The 18,391-nt window shown below is 37.5% G+C and carries 23 protein-coding genes and 1 pseudogene; 11 read left to right on the top strand and 13 right to left on the bottom strand.

Features of this window, described 5'->3' with window-relative positions; translation table 11 throughout:
• Positions 1-485: 485 nt before the first annotated feature.
• Entirely contained in the window at positions 486-1,229 is a 744-nt protein-coding gene (locus tag EZY12_02075; protein ID QSX68515.1) for a response regulator transcription factor, read from the bottom strand.
• A gap of 232 nt (positions 1,230-1,461) precedes the next feature.
• On the opposite strand from EZY12_02075, the pseudogene EZY12_02070 reads away from it, so the two are divergent.
• A pseudogene (locus tag EZY12_02070) lies at positions 1,462-2,502 on the top strand (alpha/beta fold hydrolase).
• Between the two features lie 356 nt (positions 2,503-2,858).
• Positions 2,859-3,635: a 4'-phosphopantetheinyl transferase superfamily protein gene (locus EZY12_02065; GenBank protein QSX68514.1), complete on the top strand. Its 777-nt coding sequence runs from the start codon at positions 2,859-2,861 to the stop codon at positions 3,633-3,635.
• Between the two features lie 37 nt (positions 3,636-3,672).
• Here EZY12_02065 and EZY12_02060 read toward each other — a convergent pair whose 3' ends face one another.
• Positions 3,673-3,894, bottom strand: coding sequence for a ferredoxin-thioredoxin reductase variable chain (locus EZY12_02060; protein ID QSX68513.1), 222 nt, complete (start codon positions 3,892-3,894; stop codon positions 3,673-3,675).
• Positions 3,895-4,002: 108 nt separating this feature from the next.
• Entirely contained in the window at positions 4,003-5,946 is a 1,944-nt protein-coding gene (locus tag EZY12_02055; GenBank protein QSX70480.1) for a protein phosphatase 2C domain-containing protein, read from the bottom strand.
• Positions 5,947-6,160: 214 nt separating this feature from the next.
• On the opposite strand from EZY12_02055, the gene EZY12_02050 reads away from it, so the two are divergent.
• Positions 6,161-6,595 carry an NfeD family protein gene (locus EZY12_02050; protein ID QSX68512.1) on the top strand — a complete coding sequence of 145 codons (435 nt, stop codon included), beginning with the start codon at positions 6,161-6,163 and terminating at the stop codon, positions 6,593-6,595.
• Positions 6,596-6,739: 144 nt separating this feature from the next.
• Positions 6,740-7,717, top strand: coding sequence for an SPFH/Band 7/PHB domain protein (locus EZY12_02045; GenBank protein ID QSX68511.1), 978 nt, complete (start codon positions 6,740-6,742; stop codon positions 7,715-7,717).
• Between the two features lie 146 nt (positions 7,718-7,863).
• Here EZY12_02045 and EZY12_02040 read toward each other — a convergent pair whose 3' ends face one another.
• The gene (locus tag EZY12_02040) at positions 7,864-8,247 is read right to left on the bottom strand and encodes a transcriptional repressor (protein ID QSX68510.1); all 384 of its coding nucleotides are present in this window, start codon (positions 8,245-8,247) and stop codon (positions 7,864-7,866) included.
• 145 nt (positions 8,248-8,392) lie between these two features.
• On the opposite strand from EZY12_02040, the gene purS reads away from it, so the two are divergent.
• Complete coding sequence (gene purS / locus EZY12_02035) at positions 8,393-8,671, top strand: phosphoribosylformylglycinamidine synthase subunit PurS (protein ID QSX70479.1); 279 nt, start codon at positions 8,393-8,395, stop codon at positions 8,669-8,671.
• 80 nt (positions 8,672-8,751) lie between these two features.
• Here purS and EZY12_02030 read toward each other — a convergent pair whose 3' ends face one another.
• Positions 8,752-8,919 carry a hypothetical protein gene (locus EZY12_02030; protein QSX68509.1) on the bottom strand — a complete coding sequence of 56 codons (168 nt, stop codon included), beginning with the start codon at positions 8,917-8,919 and terminating at the stop codon, positions 8,752-8,754.
• 3 nt (positions 8,920-8,922) lie between these two features.
• On the opposite strand from EZY12_02030, the gene purQ reads away from it, so the two are divergent.
• On the top strand, positions 8,923-9,594 hold the full coding sequence (gene purQ, locus EZY12_02025; protein ID QSX68508.1) for a phosphoribosylformylglycinamidine synthase subunit PurQ: 672 nt from the start codon (positions 8,923-8,925) through the stop codon (positions 9,592-9,594).
• A gap of 90 nt (positions 9,595-9,684) precedes the next feature.
• Here purQ and EZY12_02020 read toward each other — a convergent pair whose 3' ends face one another.
• From EZY12_02020 to EZY12_01985, 8 genes are all read right to left on the bottom strand, one after another.
• Positions 9,685-10,110 (bottom strand): transcriptional regulator, encoded by a 426-nt coding sequence (locus EZY12_02020; GenBank protein QSX68507.1) that lies wholly within the window; start codon positions 10,108-10,110, stop codon positions 9,685-9,687.
• The gene (locus tag EZY12_02015) at positions 10,070-10,372 is read right to left on the bottom strand and encodes a type II toxin-antitoxin system HigB family toxin (GenBank protein QSX68506.1); all 303 of its coding nucleotides are present in this window, start codon (positions 10,370-10,372) and stop codon (positions 10,070-10,072) included. The genes EZY12_02020 and EZY12_02015 overlap by 41 nt, the downstream gene beginning before the upstream one ends.
• 9 nt (positions 10,373-10,381) lie before the next feature.
• Entirely contained in the window at positions 10,382-10,711 is a 330-nt protein-coding gene (locus EZY12_02010; protein ID QSX68505.1) for an XRE family transcriptional regulator, read from the bottom strand.
• A gap of 10 nt (positions 10,712-10,721) precedes the next feature.
• Positions 10,722-11,081 (bottom strand): type II toxin-antitoxin system RelE/ParE family toxin, encoded by a 360-nt coding sequence (locus EZY12_02005; protein ID QSX68504.1) that lies wholly within the window; start codon positions 11,079-11,081, stop codon positions 10,722-10,724.
• A 7-nt stretch (positions 11,082-11,088) separates the two neighbouring features.
• Positions 11,089-11,568 (bottom strand): WG repeat-containing protein, encoded by a 480-nt coding sequence (locus EZY12_02000; GenBank protein ID QSX68503.1) that lies wholly within the window; start codon positions 11,566-11,568, stop codon positions 11,089-11,091.
• A 113-nt stretch (positions 11,569-11,681) separates the two neighbouring features.
• Positions 11,682-11,990, bottom strand: coding sequence for a hypothetical protein (locus EZY12_01995; protein ID QSX68502.1), 309 nt, complete (start codon positions 11,988-11,990; stop codon positions 11,682-11,684).
• Positions 11,991-12,195: 205 nt separating this feature from the next.
• Positions 12,196-13,596 (bottom strand): TldD/PmbA family protein, encoded by a 1,401-nt coding sequence (locus tag EZY12_01990; protein ID QSX68501.1) that lies wholly within the window; start codon positions 13,594-13,596, stop codon positions 12,196-12,198.
• Positions 13,597-13,628: 32 nt separating this feature from the next.
• The gene (locus EZY12_01985) at positions 13,629-14,045 is read right to left on the bottom strand and encodes a hypothetical protein (protein ID QSX68500.1); all 417 of its coding nucleotides are present in this window, start codon (positions 14,043-14,045) and stop codon (positions 13,629-13,631) included.
• Between the two features lie 359 nt (positions 14,046-14,404).
• Between EZY12_01985 and EZY12_01980 the strand changes: the two genes are divergently transcribed.
• The 5 genes from EZY12_01980 (at position 14,405) to EZY12_01960 (ending at position 18,390) form a co-directional block, all read left to right on the top strand.
• Positions 14,405-16,060 (top strand): IS1634 family transposase, encoded by a 1,656-nt coding sequence (locus EZY12_01980; GenBank protein ID QSX70478.1) that lies wholly within the window; start codon positions 14,405-14,407, stop codon positions 16,058-16,060.
• An 808-nt stretch (positions 16,061-16,868) separates the two neighbouring features.
• Positions 16,869-17,132 carry a hypothetical protein gene (locus tag EZY12_01975; GenBank protein ID QSX68499.1) on the top strand — a complete coding sequence of 88 codons (264 nt, stop codon included), beginning with the start codon at positions 16,869-16,871 and terminating at the stop codon, positions 17,130-17,132.
• A 291-nt stretch (positions 17,133-17,423) separates the two neighbouring features.
• The gene (locus EZY12_01970; GenBank protein ID QSX68498.1) at positions 17,424-17,681 is read left to right on the top strand and encodes a hypothetical protein; all 258 of its coding nucleotides are present in this window, start codon (positions 17,424-17,426) and stop codon (positions 17,679-17,681) included.
• Positions 17,682-17,799: 118 nt separating this feature from the next.
• Positions 17,800-18,108: a DUF3181 family protein gene (locus EZY12_01965; protein QSX68497.1), complete on the top strand. Its 309-nt coding sequence runs from the start codon at positions 17,800-17,802 to the stop codon at positions 18,106-18,108.
• Between the two features lie 57 nt (positions 18,109-18,165).
• A complete protein-coding gene (locus EZY12_01960; GenBank protein ID QSX68496.1) occupies positions 18,166-18,390 on the top strand; it encodes an acetyltransferase in 225 nt (74 codons plus the stop codon).
• Position 18,391 lies beyond the last annotated feature (1 nt).

The following is an 18,391-nucleotide window of genomic DNA, read 5'->3' as shown; positions in this document are numbered from 1 at the left end:
CTTCACCCAGCACTGTTTTAGAGAACTACTAATCATATCATAGTTGTAAAAAATATAGACAAATATCTTTTACTTTGAAAGTGTTACCTTTACTGGAGAAACTACAATCCCCTTTATCCCATCAGATTTTATCATTAGGGATTACTTTTATGGTTTTTTGCATTTTATTCTCTGATTGATTATCTCGATCTGATGTGATTTACTTTTTAGTTCCTATAGATTCGGATTGTTTACCGACTTCGCACCCCAAAAGGACTCTCACCCAACATTCAGATGTTTTCGACTCTTGAGAATATAGTTTTATTTTATAGGCAATTTACCATGAATGACAATGTCTATAAAATTACTAGAATTTTACCAATAATTTTCAGACATTTGTCTATATTCGGCAATGCCTGTCTATAAAATCAGAGAAGTTTACCAATACTTTTCAGTCATTAGTCATTAGTCATTAGTCATTAGGTTATTAACCTCCCCCAACTCCCCTACTCCCCCACCGTAGCGACAGTTCCTTCAAAACTAGGCGGTACACTAGGTAATTCTAGACAATATCCTGCACCGTAGACAGTCTTAATGTAGTGTGGATGACGAGGATCGGGTTCGAGTTTGGTTCTCAGATGGCGAATATGTACCCGAATAGTTTCAATGTCATCATCAGGATCATAACCCCAAACTTCTTTGAGGATTTCGCTGGGGGAAACTGTTTGTCCATGACGTTGTAACAAACAGTGCAGTAACTCAAACTCTAAATGAGTTAGTTTCACCGTTGCTTTGAACCAGATAGCCTCAAATCTTTCGGGAACAAGGGTAATCGGTCCATAGTTAAGAATTTCGCTATGTTTTGCAGCTTGGGGAATCCGGTCAGTGCGTCGTAATAAAGCCCGTACCCGCGCTAACAATTCTTCTAGCTCAAATGGTTTAGTCAGGTAGTCATCTGCCCCAGCATTAAACCCTTCTACCTTGTCATGAGTTTGACTTAAAGCAGTTAACATCAATACCGGAATTTCCGCAGTGCGTTCATCCCGGCGTAAGCGTTGACAAACTGTAAACCCATCTACTCTAGGTAACATAAGATCGAGCATAATTAAGTCAGGTTGTAGCTGGAGAGCCAGAGCCTGACCTTTAATGCCGTCTTCAGCCTGACTAACATCGTAGCCCGCCATTTCCAAGTTGACGGCAACAAGTTCTGAAATCGCTAGGTCATCGTCTATGACAAGAATCCTCGGCATTCTTAAAAAATTATAACTACTTTATTTAACGATAATTGACGCTCCCCCGACTGCCAAAATTTCGCTACGCTAATTCTGGGAAAAAGCTGAGGGATGATGAGATCATCAAGCGAACTGTAAACCGTTGTTTTCCTTGATATATAAAAACATTAGCATCTTAATTATAAAAAATATGTTAAACCTAATATAAATATTAAAATAAAATAATTGTAAAATTCATCACGTTGTCTTTATGTATGAATACGAGTATTTGCCACCCTATTTTTTGCAAAATGGCGTGACCATGACTACATATACAGCTTTATGGGCTAATCGTGATTGGGAGAGTAAAATTACTCATCCAGAACCAAAATATCATGAGGTCATCTTCACAGGTGGTCAAGGTGTGCCAATTTTTGGTCAGGTTGCTATTCCTCCCAATGCCCATAGTACGATTGTTGGCACTTATGGTATTACTGGAGAATTAGACCAGCAATGGTTTTTACGAATTTTAGGACGCAAGGCTTATGCTCAAGGCTATGCTGTGGTGTTATTTGATTGGCGGGCGCATGGGAAAACCGCAGAATTATCGCCAACATTGACTTCTGACGGTTTGTATGAGGGGGAAGATTTTGTCAGAATTGCCGAAACTGCCGCCAAAATGGGTTGTCCTCCCCAATTTTGGTTTACAGGTTATTCTTTAGGTGGACAGTTGGCTTTGTGGGGAGTGAAAGCCGCTGCGGATTTAGCAGCCAAAGACATTGATATTGCCGGTGGAGCGGTGATTTGTCCCAGTTTGGATTCTTTCCGCTCATTGAGTTATTTAGTTACGCATCCTTTCGGTAAATATATTGAGTCTCGCATTGCTAAGGAATTGAAAAAACTAGCCTGGAAAATCCATGCTGTTTATCCTGAATCTATCAATCCAGACGCTATTGAAAGGGCTAATAGCATTTGGGGATTTGATGAAGAACTCGTAATTGAACGTTTGGGTTTTGCCACGGTTGCCGATTATTATCAAGCCAGCAGTGGGTTGGAATTGTTACCTAAACTATCTAAACCAACTTTAATTTTATATGCTGCTGATGACCCTCTATTTGATCCGGCAATTATTCCTGATTTAGAAACTGCTGCCAGGAATAATCCCGATATAGATTTGTTACTCACTCGCTACGGTGGCCATGTTGGTTACGTGAGTAGCAAAAAATGTCAAAATCAATATGATGATCCTGATCCATGGTGGGCTTGGAATCGCGTTTTGCAGTGGATAGAAATCAAACGTAATCAGGAGTTGGTAGGGGCGTATTGCAATACGCCCCTACTGAACCACGAAGGAGCGTTCGCGGAGCGTCTCGATAGCTTGCGTGGCGACGCAGGAGCAGACTGGAGAAATCCTGCCTGAGCAAGTCATATCGTTGATCAAAGAATCTCAGTGTCTTTAGACCTGAGAGTGTCAATGAAGTATATTTAAGTAGATGGGCTGAAATAATATCAAAATAATATTGTTGACTCTGGGCAGGCTAGAAGCCCACCCCACAAGAATATTATACTTATTGTGGGGTGGGCATCCTGCCTGCCCATATTAGATATTTGACTTCTCTATTATTCAGAAAACCCTAATTATTAATTTTTAATTTGGAGTAATGCAACGTGACTGTGTTTAATTTTAATTGGCTACCTGCACCCAAAAACTTAAATTTATTATTAGATAATGTGCATATTTGGCGGATTAATTTACATCAGTCAGAATCACAATTACAATCTCTTCGGGAAACTTTATCTAGGGATGAAATTGCTCGCGCTGAAAGGTTCTATTTTCCTGAACATCGCCAAAGATTTATCGCTGGACGTGGTTCTCTTCGGGCTATTTTAGGGCAATATTTGGACATTGATCCAAAAGAGGTGGAATTTGAATATCAGCCCCGTGGTAAGCCTTTATTAGCGGCTAAGTTTGCTGATAAAGGCTTATTATTTAATTTATCTCATTCCCAACATTTGGCTTTATGCGGGGTAAGTTATCAACAGCAAATTGGTGTGGATTTAGAATATATTCGCACTATGTCGGATTTGGAAAATCTGGCAAAAAGATTCTTTTCTCCTAGAGAATATGAATATCTACGACTAATTTCTCCCGACGAACAAAAACAAATATTTTTCCGTTACTGGACTTGCAAAGAAGCTTATTTAAAAGCTACAGGAGATGGTTTGGTGCAGTTAGAAGAAATTGAAATTTGTTTGACACCAAATCAACCCAGTCAATTATTGGTATCAGAAAATTGGAGTTTAAGAGAATTGACCCCAGCAGAAAATTTTGCGGCTGCGGTTGTAGTTTCAGGTAGTAATATTAATTTGCATTGTTGGGAATACACCGGAACAGGGAACAGGGAACAGGGAACAGGGAAGAGGAAACAAAAGAATAAATTCTGACCACTGACCACTGACCACTGACCACTGACCACTGACTCTAAATGCTTTCTAGTTCAAAATCGCGTAAATGGGCTTTAAATTTTTTGCTAAACTGGACTAAGAAAGGAAAGTTTGCACTTACAGGTCTATTTTGCCATTGGGTGACAATAGCTACGACTTCTCCTTCTGTACCTAGAATGTCAAAAGCCTGACTGCGATGTTCAGGATGATGATAAACTACTACTGATTCTTTAACACGCACGCGATCGCCTACTTTCATAGTATTATTTGTATCTAAGTTTTGTTTTTCCTAAACCATGTCCACAGCTATTTTGACGGAATCCACCATGGTTTAATGGCAAACCCAATTTTACAATACATCGCGCTATTATTCCCGTCCTGGGCAAAATTCTCGCACCTTTTGAGGAAGTTGCCGACAGACTGGTTGGAAAGATTGAGGAGATAATTGCCACCAAGCAAATAAACCGAGGGTGGTACTTCCTAGTAATAAAACTAAAATCTGAGCAAATAAAGCCAAACCTTTACCCCTAGATGGTTTTATCGCTGCTGTCGGTTCGTCTGTTAGATTTAAATCGAGAAGGGCTTGGGAACTTACTGTTAAATCTGTTTCTATGGATGCTGATATAATTAAGGCTTCTGAATCGGGGACGGCTATTGGTGGGGGAGGAATAATTTCTGCCGGAGGTGCAGGGACAATTGCCATTGAGGATGGTTTGGTAACACGGCAAAGAGTCAATATTACAGATATATTATCTTGGCCATTCTTTTCATTCGCTAGTTTAATTAATTCCTGGGTAGCGTCTTCTATGGTTAAATCGCCTGTTAGGACGGGAATTGCGTAATCTTGCCATGATTGTTCTACTAAGTTATGATCGCTCAATCCATCGGAACAAAGTAATAATATCCCATCCTCTTCTATAATAAATCGTTGAATGGAAAAGTTGAGAAATTCGGCTTCTTTTGTGCCTAATGCTTGTGTCAGGGCCTTAGCTTCAAGTATTTGCAGTGCTTGACGATATAAACTTTTTCCTAAACCTACTTCTCGTTTTACCATATCATCATCTACAGTCAGCAGTTGACAATAATTCTGGGTTATCCAATAAGCTCGACTATCACCAATATGCGCTACATACAGTTCATGGGAATTTTCTAACTGTTCTCCCGAAGACATCACTACTCTTTGGGGTATCTGCAATGACATTACCAAAGTTGTGGCCATGCGTTCTTTCCCCTGGCGTTTTTGCTCGTCATTGCGTGACCATACTACATTATTAATAACTCGCAAACAAGACTCTATTTGTTGAGATAATAAGTCTGGGGTTAAGAGTTCTGTTTGTTCGTTTATTTCTGCCAATAAAGCCCGCATTTGCAATTTAAGAGACAGTAAGGCTAATTGACTCGCAACTTCACCACCTTCATGGCCACCAATCCCATCACAAATAATTGATAGTCGTGGTTGTAATTTATCATCTATATCTCTAGGATGACTGGGATAACAAGCATCTTCATTATGTTTAATAATAGGGCCTGAATCTGTTGCCCCGGCTATGGTTAAAAATAAGGGTAAGTCTGCGGCTGTTGTTAGCAATAATTCATTGAGTTGAGTATTAATAATTTCTAAATCAACTTCCCCTTGACACATTAACTCAACTATGGTTCGTAATTTTGGGGCAATGGTAGTTTTTGCTGTTGTCGTCCAAGACTGCCAAAAATTACCTAAATCTTGTAAAGTCGGTTGTTCTGTGTTTTGATGCAGTTCTAATAAGCGAATACACCAACCTTGTACACATAAGTTATCTGCTAGTAGTAAACTTTGGGTAACTCCCAATGCTGATAAAGGTGTCCACAATTGGAGAATTTGCCATAACCAGTAAACTTGTCTGACGGGAGATGCTTGTTCCCAAGAGTCGCTAATAGTGGGGTAAATGCAGCCTGTTTCATCTATGGGGGCATTTTCTAGCAAAAGAATATCACTATCTGCTTCTGCTAATAAAGTAAATCCATAGGCTTGGGGAATATGCAAATGTTCTGAATACAAGCGCAGATAGGGAATAACGATATTTGGGAGTTCTGCGGGTATATTTGGTAATATTGCAGGTTGGGTATCTAGCCAAATTTGCGGTTTCATGACTTCATATCTATCTGCTACCTTTGTTCCTGGGGGAATTTCTGCGGCTTGGTGGCCAGTTGCCCAGAGATAGCGATAAATTAGAGGAGTTTGACAGCGATCGCAATTAGTATCTCCCACAGAGTTAATTGGCTGATCACATTCTGCATTTGGGCAATTCATCACCCGTTGGGTAGAAATCATCATTAAAAGAATAATTAAATTTAACTGGTCAGGACTGGAAAAATATAAGACAATATTTACGGAAATTGCCCGAAGGCAAGAAAACCTAGTTTTGTTAAAGCTTTTGTTTAACCCAACTTACTCTTGTAAATTGTATGTCATGGGGATTGTTTTTTTTCGTAAATATTGACTGTGCAACTGTATTTAAGAAAATCTATTGTAAAGGAAAAGCGTTATGCCAAGTTCTAGCTTAATTTGGCTGTTAGCTGGCTCGATATTGTGTTTAACGGAGCTTTTTTTGCCATCAGCTTTTGTTTCCTTCATGATGGGAATTAGTGCCTTGATGGTGGGATTGTTGTCCTACTTGGGTATAGGCAACTTGTGGATACAGGTTGCAGCTTGGCTATTATTTTCCACCATGCTAATTGTCTTTTCCCGGCGGTTTTTGCAACCACGACGACGGAAATCGCAAATTCAAGATGCAGTCATAGGAGAAACTATCACAGAGATTTTACCCGGACAGGTAGGAAGGGTACTATACGAGGGTAACTCTTGGCGAGCAAAATGTGATGATCACAAAATCAGCCTACCACCCCAGCAAACAGTTTACGTAGTGAGAAGGGAAGGAACAACTTTGATTGTGATACCAGATTATTTATTGAGTCAGTAGGGGCGCAGGGCCTGCGCCCAGTTATTACCTCAGAACCATTGAGTCAGTAGGGGCGCAGGGCCTGCGCCCAGTTATTACCTCAGAACCTGCGCCCAGTCAATAGTCAGTTGTCATTTAATACCCGTAAATAAGGATAAAATTATTATGGAACAGTTTTTTTTACTTGTCTTTTTGGCGCTTGGTGGTTCGGCTGTAGCTGGATCTGTGCGGGTTGTCAATCAGGGAAATGAAGCTTTGGTGGAAAGATTGGGTAGTTATAACAAAAAAATGCAACCAGGGCTAAATTTTGTCCTCCCTTTTCTGGATAAGGTTGTTTACCGCGAAACTATTCGGGAAAAAGTCTTGGATATTCCTCCCCAAAAATGTATTACCCGCGATAATGTGGGGGTTGAGGTAGATGCTGTAGTCTACTGGCGAATTGTGGATATGGAAAAAGCCTGGTATCGGGTAGAAAATCTCCAGATGGCTATGGTGAATTTGGTATTAACTCAAATTCGTTCGGAAATGGGACAATTGGAGTTAGATCAAACTTTTACTGCCCGCTCGCAAATTAGTGAGCTTTTATTACAAGATTTGGACGTTTCTACCGATCCTTGGGGTGTGAAGGTAACAAGGGTGGAGTTGAGAGATATTATTCCTTCTCAGGCTGTGCGGGAAGCAATGGAATTACAAATGTCGGCAGAACGCCGCAAACGGGCATCAATTCTGACTTCGGAAGGAGATAGAGAATCTGCGGTAAATAGTGCTAGAGGTAAGGCTGATGCTCAGATTTTGGACGCGGAAGCTAGGCAAAAATCCGTAATTATGCAAGCAGAAGCTGAACAAAAAGCGATAGTTCTCAGGGCGCAAGCAGAACGGCAACAACAGGTTTTAAAGGCGCAAGCGATCGCTGAATCAGCAGAAATTTTAGCACAAAAAATGAAGGCTAATCCTGATGCTCAAAAAGCGGTAGATGTGTTATTGGCTTTAAGTTATCTGGATATGGGGACAACTATTGGTAAAAGCGATAGTAGCAAGGTGATGTTTATGGATCCTCGCACTATTCCTGCTACTTTAGAAGGTATTCGTTCTATTGTCTCCAATAATGATGGTGATCCTAAACCTCTCTTTCCCAGTAATTAGTTACAGAAAATTCTAGGTCAATAAAATTTAAGCCTTGGCGACTGGAAGTCACGGAACCATACAAACAAAGTCCGCCTACGCGGACTAAGAAAAAATTAACAGTTTAAAACCCACGCAGGTGGGTTTTGTCTGTGTAGATGCGGTTTCTAACCGCCTTGACATTTTGTACATAGTCCAAAAAACTCTAAAGTGTGATAAAAAACTTTAAAGTGATGGCTGGTTTGTAATTGGTTTTCGAGTTCATGGACAGGACATTGATGAATGGGGATGGAAATACCGCATTGTAGGCAAGTTAGATGGTGTTTATCTTGCTGTATTAAGCTATAAAGGGCTTCACCATTTGCCAATGTTCGCACCTGTACTAAGCCTTCTAACTTGAGAGCATCCAAGGAACGGTAAACTGTTGCTAAACCCATACTTTGTTTAAGATTACGTAATTCTACGTAAATATCTTGAGCAGAAATGCCTTGTTTGATGTTTTGTAGCAGGTTTAAAATCCGTTCTTGACTACGGGTGTGGATCGCTCTCATAAATGTTTGTTAAATTTGTATCTATGGTAGCAGCTATCAGATTGTGTCACTCAAACACTGACTTTAGCTGCCTTGTTATTATATTTTGACTCAGTTAGACCATAAAAGTTATAGGATAGCGATCGCAGCATTCAGCAAAAAGCCTGTGCAAATAAAATATTTAGCTAAAATTTTCGTGACCCTTCGGACTTCGGTTTTAGATCCTGCTGGTGTGGCTGTACAATCTGGCCTTCAACAAATGGGATACGACAACGTGGAACAGGTGAGAATTGGTAAGTACATTGAGTTAACTATTGTCGCACCTGATCAAATGAAAGCGCGTCGAGACTTAAATCAAATCTGTGACCAAATGTTATCAAATCCGGTCATCGAAAATTATCGTTTTGAGTTGATTGAAGTAGAATCACAAACTGGAGTTTTTTAAACTAGGTAATGGGTAATAGGTAATTGGTAATTGGTAATGGGGAAAAACTTTTACCTTCCCTATTCCCTATTCCCTATTCCCTATTCCCTATTCCCTATTCCCTGACAACTGACAACTGACAACTGACCACTGACAACTGACAACTGACAACTGACAACTGACAACTGACAACTGACAACTGACAACTGACAACTGACAACTGACAACTGACCACTGACAACTGACCACTGACCACTGACAACTAACAAACAATGAAATTTGGTATTTTAGTTTTTCCCGGTTCTAATTGTGATCGTGATGTGGCGTATGTGACTAGAGATTTGCTAGGACAACCAACGCGCATGGTTTGGCATCAAGATACTGATATTAGTGATATAGATGTGGTGATTGTCCCTGGTGGCTTTAGTTATGGGGATTATTTGCGTTGTGGGGCGATCGCTCGCTTCTCTCCTGTGATGCAGCAAGTAATTAACCATGCACAACAAGGTAAATTTGTCTTGGGTATTTGCAACGGGTTTCAGGTATTAACTGAAGCTGGTTTATTACCTGGGGCATTGGCTAGAAATCAAGATTTGCATTTTATTTGCGATCGCTCTCCCTTGAAAGTTGAGCGGAATAATTTACCTTGGACTCAAGGTTATGCTGAAGGGGAAATTATGACTTTGCCCATTGCTCACGGAGAGGGGCGATTCTACAGTGACGAGACCACTTTAGCAGAAATCGAAGCCAACGGACAAGTTTTATTTCGTTATCAAGAAAATCCCAACGGTTCACTTAACAACATTGCGGGGATTTGTAATCTTCAAGGCAATGTTTTGGGCATGATGCCACATCCAGAACGAGCAGCAGATAAAGCGTTAGGTAATACTGATGGTTTGCGCTTGTTTCAAGGTTTGTTGGGGAAGGTAGCGGCTTTGGTGTAATAGATTCCCGGCTTCTGAGTGGAGTCGGGGATTTGTATGTTTACTATACTTAGTATCAAATTATTCTATTACTAGTATTCATTACATCAACTAAACATTTTTTAAGAACACAGATGGAGAAACATGAAAGAAATTACTAAGTTTCTCGATTTGTTCAATAGTTAGGGGTTGTTCTTCTGACAAAATATCAGATATTATAGTTTCATCGGCAAAAATTGGCATTAAATCTTTGGGTTGTAAATTCAATTCTGTCATTAATACTTTTAATAGTTCTACTCCATAAATATCTGCTACAGGATAATTTTCTTCTTCATATTCAGATACTACTAATCCTAATAAATGCAGATAATCTCGTTCGTCAGGAGTTAGCCTTTCTTGATCTAATAAAGAATCAATAATATTTTGAGTTATGGCTAATTCTTCCTCCGAGGTAATTTTTCTGGGAGGAAAAGCAGTGATCAATTCTAGATATGTTTTAGGTGTACCAAGGGTCTTGTTTCCAATTTTGTTTGTCATATTCTGCATGGGTAAGGATATGGCGAATATACACTTCTTGATATTGATAGTCTACTAAAGCGATCAGTCGGTAATTGTTCCCACTAACATTGAAAACGGTGAAATTACCAACTAAATCCGCAGATGGGAATACTTGACGTAATTGAACAAAGTTTTCCCATTTGGCTTTATTAACAATTTTATACCATGTTTCTAGATTTGATTCAGATTTTGGATGCTGCTGCGAAAATTCTTTTAATCTCTTTTTGCTGATAATGTGCATATCTAGACGTTAAGCAATTTTTTGATAAACAACATTAATTTTAGGTTGAGATTTATCTTGCTGTTGATTTGTTACCATTATTTCTACATTTTGACCTAGTTTAATTAAATAACTTAATAAATTTTCAATTGTAAATTCTTTGAGAATACCATTAATTAAATTATTTACTTTTTCAACTTCTAAGTCTAAAACTTCTCCAGCTTCTTGATGTGTAATTTGTTGCTGTTCTAAAATATCAGCAATGACAGAAGCTAATTTAACTTTGGCTAGTTTTTCTTCTGCATTAGCAAATCCTAAATCTTGAAATATGTTACCAGAACTGATTGTATAATCTAACATGATCTTCCTCTCATGATTGTCTAGTTTGTGAAATTTGGATTGCTGTTTGTAATCTTTGCTGAATTAAGTCAATAGTTTGTTGAGGTGTTTTAATACCTTTGGGTGATTTTTTATTGAAAGCATGGAGAACATAAACAGTATCATCAATTTTTATAGCATAAATAGTGCGGTATGTATCAGTTTGATAATTGCTGCGAATTTCAAATACTCCATTAAATCCTTTTAATGGTTTTATTTTAGGATGATTTTGATTGATTTGCACGCGATAGAGAATATATCCAATTTCATCAATTACATCTTCAGGAAATTCTAGAAGTTCTTCTTTGGAAGAATTTACCCAGATAACTGTTTTGATTGTATCATTAGTCATAATTTAGTTAATAAACTATGTTTCCTGTTTTATCTATTAAGTGTTCTTTGCCATTAATTGTTACTTTTGCGAGTCCTTCTCCAAAACTATAAGCAACATCAAACTGGTAGGGAATAACTACTAAACCGCTCGTATTGATATATCCCCATTTATCTCCCATTTTTACACCTGCTAATCCTTCGGAAAACCGTCCGTCACTATCAAACTGACAGGGAATAACTATTGAACCACTCGTATTGACATATCCCCATTTATCTCCCATTTTTACACTTGCTAATCCTTCAAAAAACCATCCATTACTATCAAACTGACAGGGAATAACTATTGAACTGCTCGTATTGATATATCCCCATTTATCTCCCATTTTTACTTTCATCATTCCTTTTTCAAAATCATAATCCCGAAAGTAATTAAGAAAAACCCTATCAAACTCACAGGGAACAACTAGTTGACCTCTGGTGTTGATACATCCGTATTTTTCATTCATTTTCACACTTGATATTCCTTCTTCAAAACTATAAGCCCAATCAAACTGATAGGGAACAACTATCTGACCAGAAGTATTAATATATCCCCATTTTTTGTCTGTTTCGACTGGAGCTATTCCTTTTTCAAAACTATAAGCCCAATCAAATTGATAGTGTATAATTCTTCATCGTTCTCAAAATAAGCATATAATTTAGGAATTTGATCGTGATTTTGTCCTAATTTATATAAAATCTCTGCTTCTTGTTCAAATAAACGGATAATTTCTGGGTCAATTATTGTTGGATGTAGCTTTTTTACCACACAAACGGATTTAGGAGTCACAGGAATATCTAAATCGTCCGCAAGGTAAGTTTTCCCAAACCCACCTACATCTAGTTGTTTGACAATCTTATAACGCTGACGGAGAATATTACCAATCATAATGATGTTCCTTTTATATCTCTGTTTTTGTATATTATAAATCATAAAAGATAACGTCAATTTCCCATAAGTCTCCAAAAATAAAATACCCGACTGCTTGGAGAAGCCGAGTATCTAAAATAAATGATAATTTTTCGCGTTTTATGGGTTGAGGCTATTGACTTGCACCAAAAAATCTGTTAAACTCAATCCTGATAAGGAAGAACTATTCTCCACTTTCCCCTCCAACCACAACATCCCGAATTCGCAAACTGGGACCACCGCAACCGACAGGTAAACCATTTTGTCCACCTTTACCACAACCCCCAGATTCATCCCAGTAAAAATCATCACCAATGGCTTCAATATCTGCGAGGGTTTGGAAAACATTACCGGAAAGAGTTACATCCTTCACAGGTTCAGCAATTTTACCATTTCTAATCATCCAAGCTTCCCCAGCGCTGAAAGTGAACATTTCCCCATTCGTCATTCCCCCTAACCAATTTTGAGCATAAACACCTTCTTTAATATCAGTAAATAAATCTGCAACTGGAGTTTTACCGCGTTCAATCCAGGTATTCGTCATTCTCACAATAGGGGAATAGTGATAATTAAGACAACGAGCATTACCAGTGGGTTTCTCATCTAATTTACCCGCAGTTTCACGGGAATGGAGTCTCCCAACTAATACACCATCTTCAATTAATTGGGTAGTTGTTGCAGGTGTCCCTTCGTCGTCGTAAAAATAACTACCGCGATGTCCTTGGGGTGCAGCACCATCATATATTTGCAGTTCTTCAGGACCAAAACGCCGTCCTAGGGTCATCACTTCCAGAATATCGGGGTTTTCATAGGCCATATCTGCTTCGGAAAGATGTCCAAAAGCTTCATGAACGAATAAACCGCTGAGAATGGGATCAATAACTACGGTATAAGTGTTGCCTTTAACCGATGGTAAAGATAAAGACGTAACTGCTCTTTCCGCTGCACCTTTGACTTGCTTGTCTAAATTAGTTAAATCTTCGTAGGCTTTGCGAGAACCAGTGGTTTCTCTGCCGGTTTGGACAGTTTCCCCATTCCTGGCTGTAGCAGCAAAGCGCATTTCCATATCTACCCAAGATTGATCAATGAAAGTTCCTTCAGATGTGACAATAATCACTCTTTGGGTGCTGTCGCTATAATGAACAGACGTAGTAGTAATCCGGTGATCAACTGTTTTGAGTAGGTCAGTATAGCGATCGCATAATTGTTTTTTCTGCTTCAGCGAAACCTGAGAAGGATCAGTACCCAAAAGAGGTAATACACATACAGCTTGTATAGGATCAATCGCTGCGAGGATAGTCTGTTCATCACCAACTATTCTAGCAGCAGCAATGGCTTCTTCGATGCGTTCTTCAATGGTTGCTAGTTTATTAAAACTACTTAATCCCCAGCCACCTTTATAACAAGTGCGAACATGGCCACCAATAGAAATTCCCTCGCTGAGAGTTTCCACTTTATCACCACGCAATACAATATCTGTTCCCTCAGATTCTTCCAAGCGAATCATCAAATAATCCACACGGGAAGAATAACGGGAAATTAAATCTGAGAGGAGATTTTGAACATCAGTAAGTTTAGTTGTCATTTCACAAATCGCTATAAATTAAATTTATTTTCTTATTGAAAAACATATTTTTCCGCTACTTTCCAATAACGGGAAAACCGTTTTAAATCAATATATCCGTCATATTCAAAAAACGGTTCTACAGCCAAAACTTCCAAACTTACAGCCTGTTTAATGTGATCACAAATATCATTAAATCTTGGACTTGGGCTATCTGTAGTTACAACTAAATTAGTATTATGTTCTTGAGCAAAAGCTAAAACTTCCTCTGCTACATTTCCCCGGCGAATTTCTACAGGTAATTCTAGCAAACATTCATAAATAAAAGTTAGACGTTTGAGTCCAATTTGCCATTCTGCAATTAAAGCATCATCCCAAACCCAAAGGGCTGGGGCTTGGGGATATTCTAGGAATGCAGGGTTGTGGGGACTCAAACAGTCTCCATGTATCCAAACAACTGGGTTATTCATTATCTGCGCTTATCTATATCAATAGAAAAACAAATATATATATAGCTATCTTAAATCCCACATTCCGCACCCACAACTGTCACACCCCAAGCAAACGGATGTATTTAGTACATAAGAACTAAATGTTGAGAGGATTTGTTAAAGCTAAATAGGAATTATTACTATTAAGTTAGAGATACAGTTAAATATTCACGACTAAGTACGAAATTATTGGTTCTTAGGTTATTTTGATAGAAAACTTAGTTTAAAATCATTGAAAGGTTTATCCTCAATGACAATGAAAAAACTAAAAAAATGTGTTGACTCAACAGAAAAATGAGAAAATACAAAACAGATACTTTTGTGGAGTTTCTGTTGTCATGTTGAATATAAAAGACCTTGAATTGAAGAAGATTGACCATTTAGGAATAGTAGCAGGAATAGTAGATTCAATTGGGATAGTAGAAATAATTAATAATTTACTAGGGTCAGAACCAGAAGAAAAAGTCAGTGCGGGTCAGGTAGTAAAGGCGATGATTTTAAATGGATTAAGCATGATGTCACAGCCTTTATATATGTTCCCAAAATTCTTTGAATTAATCGCTTGTGAACACTTAATTGGTGCAGGAGCAAAACCAGAATATTTCAACGATGATAAGCTGGGAAGAGTATTAGATAAATTATTTATAAAAGGACTAGATACAACATTTTTAGCAGTCAGTTTAAATGCGGTAAAAATATATCAGATATCACTTTCATCATCACACTTGGATTCGACATCATTTCATGTAGATGGAGAATATGAAAATAGTTTACCATCAGTAATATTTAAAAATCAAAAAGAATCAGGTTCATTGGAAAAAGAAAATGAAGAGAGTCAATCACCTCAAGCGATAAAGCTGACCTATGGTTATTCAAGAGATCATCGTCCAGATTTAAAACAATTTATTACACAATTAGTATGTTCAGGAGATGGAGATATACCAATATATATAAAAGCAGTATCAGGGAATGAAGTTGATTCTAAAAAATTTGGAGAAATCGCAGTTGAATATCAGAAAAGAATACAAGTTGATAGTTTGATAGTAGCAGATAGCGCATTATATACAGAATCAAATATCAAGTTAATGTCGAGTCTCAAATGGTTAACCAGAGTACCCTTAACGATAAAATCAGCAAAAAACTTAGTGATGAGTTTAGCAGAATCGGAATTTGTTAAAAGTGAAAAAGTAGGATATTCTTATGCCGAAAAGAAAATAACTTATGGAGATATAGAACAAAGATGGTTAGTTGTGCAAAGTCAAGATAGAAAAAAATCTGACTTAAAGAAATTATCAAAGAAAATAGAAAAAGCTTTGACTAATACTCAAACTAAGTTAAAAAACCTATTGCAAGAAAAATTTGCTTGTGCTGCTGATGCTAGAAAAGAATTAATCAAAATAAGTAAAGAATTTAAATATCATCAAGTAGAAAATATCGAAGTTATCGAAAAAAGTCCTAACATCAAAGAAGAAAATCAATCAAAATGCTATCAAATCTTAGCAACAGTTGCTGAAAATAAAGATGCTATTGACCAAGAAGTATTAAGTGCAGGAAGGTTTATAATTGCCACAAATGTTTTATCAGAAAAAGAACTGAGTAAAGAGAAAATGCTGTCTGAATATAAAGCACAGCAATCCTGTGAACGAGGATTTAGTTTTCTCAAAAATCCTTTATTTTTAGCAGATAGTATTTTCCTGAAAAGCCCAGAAAGAATAGAGGCATTAGCAATGATAATGGGGTTATGTCTGCTAGTTTATACTCTAGCACAAAGAGAAATTAGGGCTGCTTTAAAATCCTTAAACTATACTGTAAAAAATCAATTGGGCAAAGCCATCAACAATCCAACAATGCGGTGGATATTTCAATGTTTTCAATCAGTTCATCTTGTTACTTTTCAACAAAAAACAGACTTTTATAACTTAACATCTGAAATGAAGTACATTCTTCTATTTCTCCCAGAAGCTTGCCGTAATTACTACAGATATATAAGTTGATTTATCAACATTATTAATAGTTTAATTATACAATTTGACTCATTAATTTTATTAATGAGTTTAAGTTTTAATGCTATTTTTAAGTTTATTTCTAGAAGGATATAAGTTATGATTAAGTCTTGATAGACTAACAATAAAATTATATTATATTTTTTGCCAGAAACCACCCTTATTCTTTATTGCTTCTTATTGAGAATACATCTGAATCAATTTTCCTATCTAAAATTTGTTTTTTTATATATCAATGTATTCTTTTACTCCTTCTTCATCAATTTACCTCCGTAATCACCGTTTGTGACAGTCAAGGGTGCGGAATGTGGGTTAAATCATAATGGTAATGGTTGATATGCAAAAAATCTCAAATCTTTTAAATGCTTATTTGACAAGCATTCTGACCTTCAACTCCACACCTTCTCAATAAATTTTTAATAATTTTTACAAAATCGTAACTATGGATACATACAATTATCGCAACCGTAGATAACATGATAAAAATATTCCCCTAGCAAAAAAAACATCAAGAACCAAAAAAACCATTGTTCTTGTTCATCTTTCTACCTTAATAAACAGCAGCCTACAGGAGTTTATCTTCTTAAATAATTTACCTGACAAAAATAATCTTTACTGCCTTAAACATAAGGACAAAACCACTTTATCACAATTCAGTATGACAGCACAAAAATCTGTCATACCAATTCGGGATATTAGATTGGGAATGAAAAACATTTTTACAGCAATTTCCCACACCCCTAAATATCCGTAGTTAGTGTCCTTGTGATATTTCAGCTAAACAATCAAGGAGTTGACTATGCTTCGACAAATGTGCTGGTTATCTAAGTCTAGCGGTGATGATGAAAAGATTTTGTACTTGCAAACTGCACTGGGACAACCTTGGCGGCCTTACACAGCTTTTCCGCAATTTTCAGTTCCAGATTATCGCGTTCCTCGTGGTTCTAAAGGTTGGGCAACTTACCAAAAACTCTTGAAAGCAGGTTGGACTTTAGTTCCTAGCGCTAGAGGTAGCGAATTTGGAGCTAGTTCCTACGCAGAGTCAACAGTGCAGAGTTCATAGCCAATATTACCATCTGGGGAAAACCATCAACATTTTTATCCCCAGATTGGTGATATTCCCTTCCCAGTATAAAGATTATCTTCCTTCTTCCTTCTTCCTTCTTCCTTCGTGTTCTTCGCTCCTATATCCCTCCGGGACGCTCCGCGAACGTGGTTCATTTAATCCATATTCTTTTAATGGGAAGGGAGTAGGAGTCACCTGTTGAAAATTGTTCGTATATCTGAGCAAGTAAACCCCAAACACCTTACAATATAAAAGGTGCGTTAACTGCTGTCACGAACATTTATATTTATGCCTCCCCGTTGGCCTCGCAAACCAGATCGCAAAGATCCAGATTTCCGTAAACTAGATGATCGCATGAATTTTGCTGTTCATGTCGGTATTTGTGCAACTGTCACATCTGGGTTATGGTTTTTCCACATTTTGAAAACTACTAACTGGGAATGGTTAACACCTTTAACAGTTGGTTGGGTAGGAGTATTGTTATTGCATCTCATTTACATTGGGGCGATCGCTAATTACAACTCAACTCCACCGAAATCTACCTAAAGAAAGAAAATCAAGCTAGGGAATTCTTACCTGTGGTAGTAGATAAAGTCTAGCTAATTGAGTAATAATGGAAAATAAGCTAAGATATCCGAATGTTACTAACAATGAGGTTATATTTATGGCTAAAACTAATACCACAGAATTACTAGAAACCCTAGCCGCAGAAATTGGTGAAAGTGTTTATATAGATATTGCAAAATGGCATCTTTATCTATCGGATGCCAAACTGCATAATGTTGTTGCTGAAAAATTGTATCCTTTAATTACTTCTAAAGGCGTTAATGAAGACAAAGTAATTGCCGCTTTAGAATCTATCACCGTCAAAGTTGGTGGTGGGAGAAAGGAACTATCTTTAATTGATTTATTACCCGTGCAATGTCAAGTTACCTTAGTAGATATTGTGGAAAAATATCAACGGGAAATCTGATCTTCATTTTCTTCCCATTAGCAAATTTACACATTTAAATAATGGAGGATTATCAATATGTTTTTACAAATCAAAGATAGCCGGGATTTGGTCAAAATAGTTGATGTTCAAGAACTATTTGACCCCAATATTGAGACTGTACACGCCCAAGACCAACAAGAACAAGAAGAACAGGAAACAGACATCTATAAAAAGGAAGAATTAGTATTTCCTTCTGGGGAAAAATTACCACGCTGTTGGTTAGATGCCAAATTTAGAGGAAGAGAAGCCGTGGCGGCTTAAT

Origin of the sequence: Dolichospermum sp. DET69 (assembly GCA_017355425.1) — a bacterium.
Lineage (GTDB): Bacteria > Cyanobacteriota > Cyanobacteriia > Cyanobacteriales > Nostocaceae > Dolichospermum.
The sequence above is the reverse complement of the archived record's forward strand: the minus strand, read 5'-3'. Positions and strand labels throughout refer to the sequence as shown.

Excerpts from the sequence above, each read along its gene's own strand:
- EZY12_01990 (QSX68501.1), bottom strand. The coding sequence starts at position 13,596 with ATGACAACTAAACTTACTGATGTTCAAAATCTCCTCTCAGATTTAATT.
- EZY12_02020 (QSX68507.1), bottom strand. The coding sequence starts at position 10,110 with ATGACAAACAAAATTGGAAACAAGACCCTTGGTACACCTAAAACATAT.
- EZY12_01985 (QSX68500.1), bottom strand. The coding sequence starts at position 14,045 with ATGAATAACCCAGTTGTTTGGATACATGGAGACTGTTTGAGTCCCCAC.
- EZY12_01980 (QSX70478.1), top strand. The coding sequence starts at position 14,405 with ATGTTGAATATAAAAGACCTTGAATTGAAGAAGATTGACCATTTAGGA.
- EZY12_02005 (QSX68504.1), bottom strand. The coding sequence starts at position 11,081 with ATGACTAATGATACAATCAAAACAGTTATCTGGGTAAATTCTTCCAAA.
- EZY12_02075 (QSX68515.1), bottom strand. The coding sequence starts at position 1,229 with ATGCCGAGGATTCTTGTCATAGACGATGACCTAGCGATTTCAGAACTT.
- EZY12_01970 (QSX68498.1), top strand. The coding sequence starts at position 17,424 with ATGCCTCCCCGTTGGCCTCGCAAACCAGATCGCAAAGATCCAGATTTC.
- EZY12_01960 (QSX68496.1), top strand. The coding sequence starts at position 18,166 with ATGTTTTTACAAATCAAAGATAGCCGGGATTTGGTCAAAATAGTTGAT.
- EZY12_02050 (QSX68512.1), top strand. The coding sequence starts at position 6,161 with ATGCCAAGTTCTAGCTTAATTTGGCTGTTAGCTGGCTCGATATTGTGT.
- EZY12_02055 (QSX70480.1), bottom strand. The coding sequence starts at position 5,946 with ATGATTTCTACCCAACGGGTGATGAATTGCCCAAATGCAGAATGTGAT.
- EZY12_01975 (QSX68499.1), top strand. The coding sequence starts at position 16,869 with ATGCTTCGACAAATGTGCTGGTTATCTAAGTCTAGCGGTGATGATGAA.
- EZY12_01965 (QSX68497.1), top strand. The coding sequence starts at position 17,800 with ATGGCTAAAACTAATACCACAGAATTACTAGAAACCCTAGCCGCAGAA.
- EZY12_02000 (QSX68503.1), bottom strand. The coding sequence starts at position 11,568 with ATGAATGAAAAATACGGATGTATCAACACCAGAGGTCAACTAGTTGTT.
- EZY12_02060 (QSX68513.1), bottom strand. The coding sequence starts at position 3,894 with ATGAAAGTAGGCGATCGCGTGCGTGTTAAAGAATCAGTAGTAGTTTAT.
- EZY12_02015 (QSX68506.1), bottom strand. The coding sequence starts at position 10,372 with ATGCACATTATCAGCAAAAAGAGATTAAAAGAATTTTCGCAGCAGCAT.
- EZY12_02010 (QSX68505.1), bottom strand. The coding sequence starts at position 10,711 with ATGTTAGATTATACAATCAGTTCTGGTAACATATTTCAAGATTTAGGA.
- EZY12_02040 (QSX68510.1), bottom strand. The coding sequence starts at position 8,247 with ATGAGAGCGATCCACACCCGTAGTCAAGAACGGATTTTAAACCTGCTA.
- purQ (QSX68508.1), top strand. The coding sequence starts at position 8,923 with ATGAAATTTGGTATTTTAGTTTTTCCCGGTTCTAATTGTGATCGTGAT.
- EZY12_02045 (QSX68511.1), top strand. The coding sequence starts at position 6,740 with ATGGAACAGTTTTTTTTACTTGTCTTTTTGGCGCTTGGTGGTTCGGCT.
- EZY12_01995 (QSX68502.1), bottom strand. The coding sequence starts at position 11,990 with ATGATTGGTAATATTCTCCGTCAGCGTTATAAGATTGTCAAACAACTA.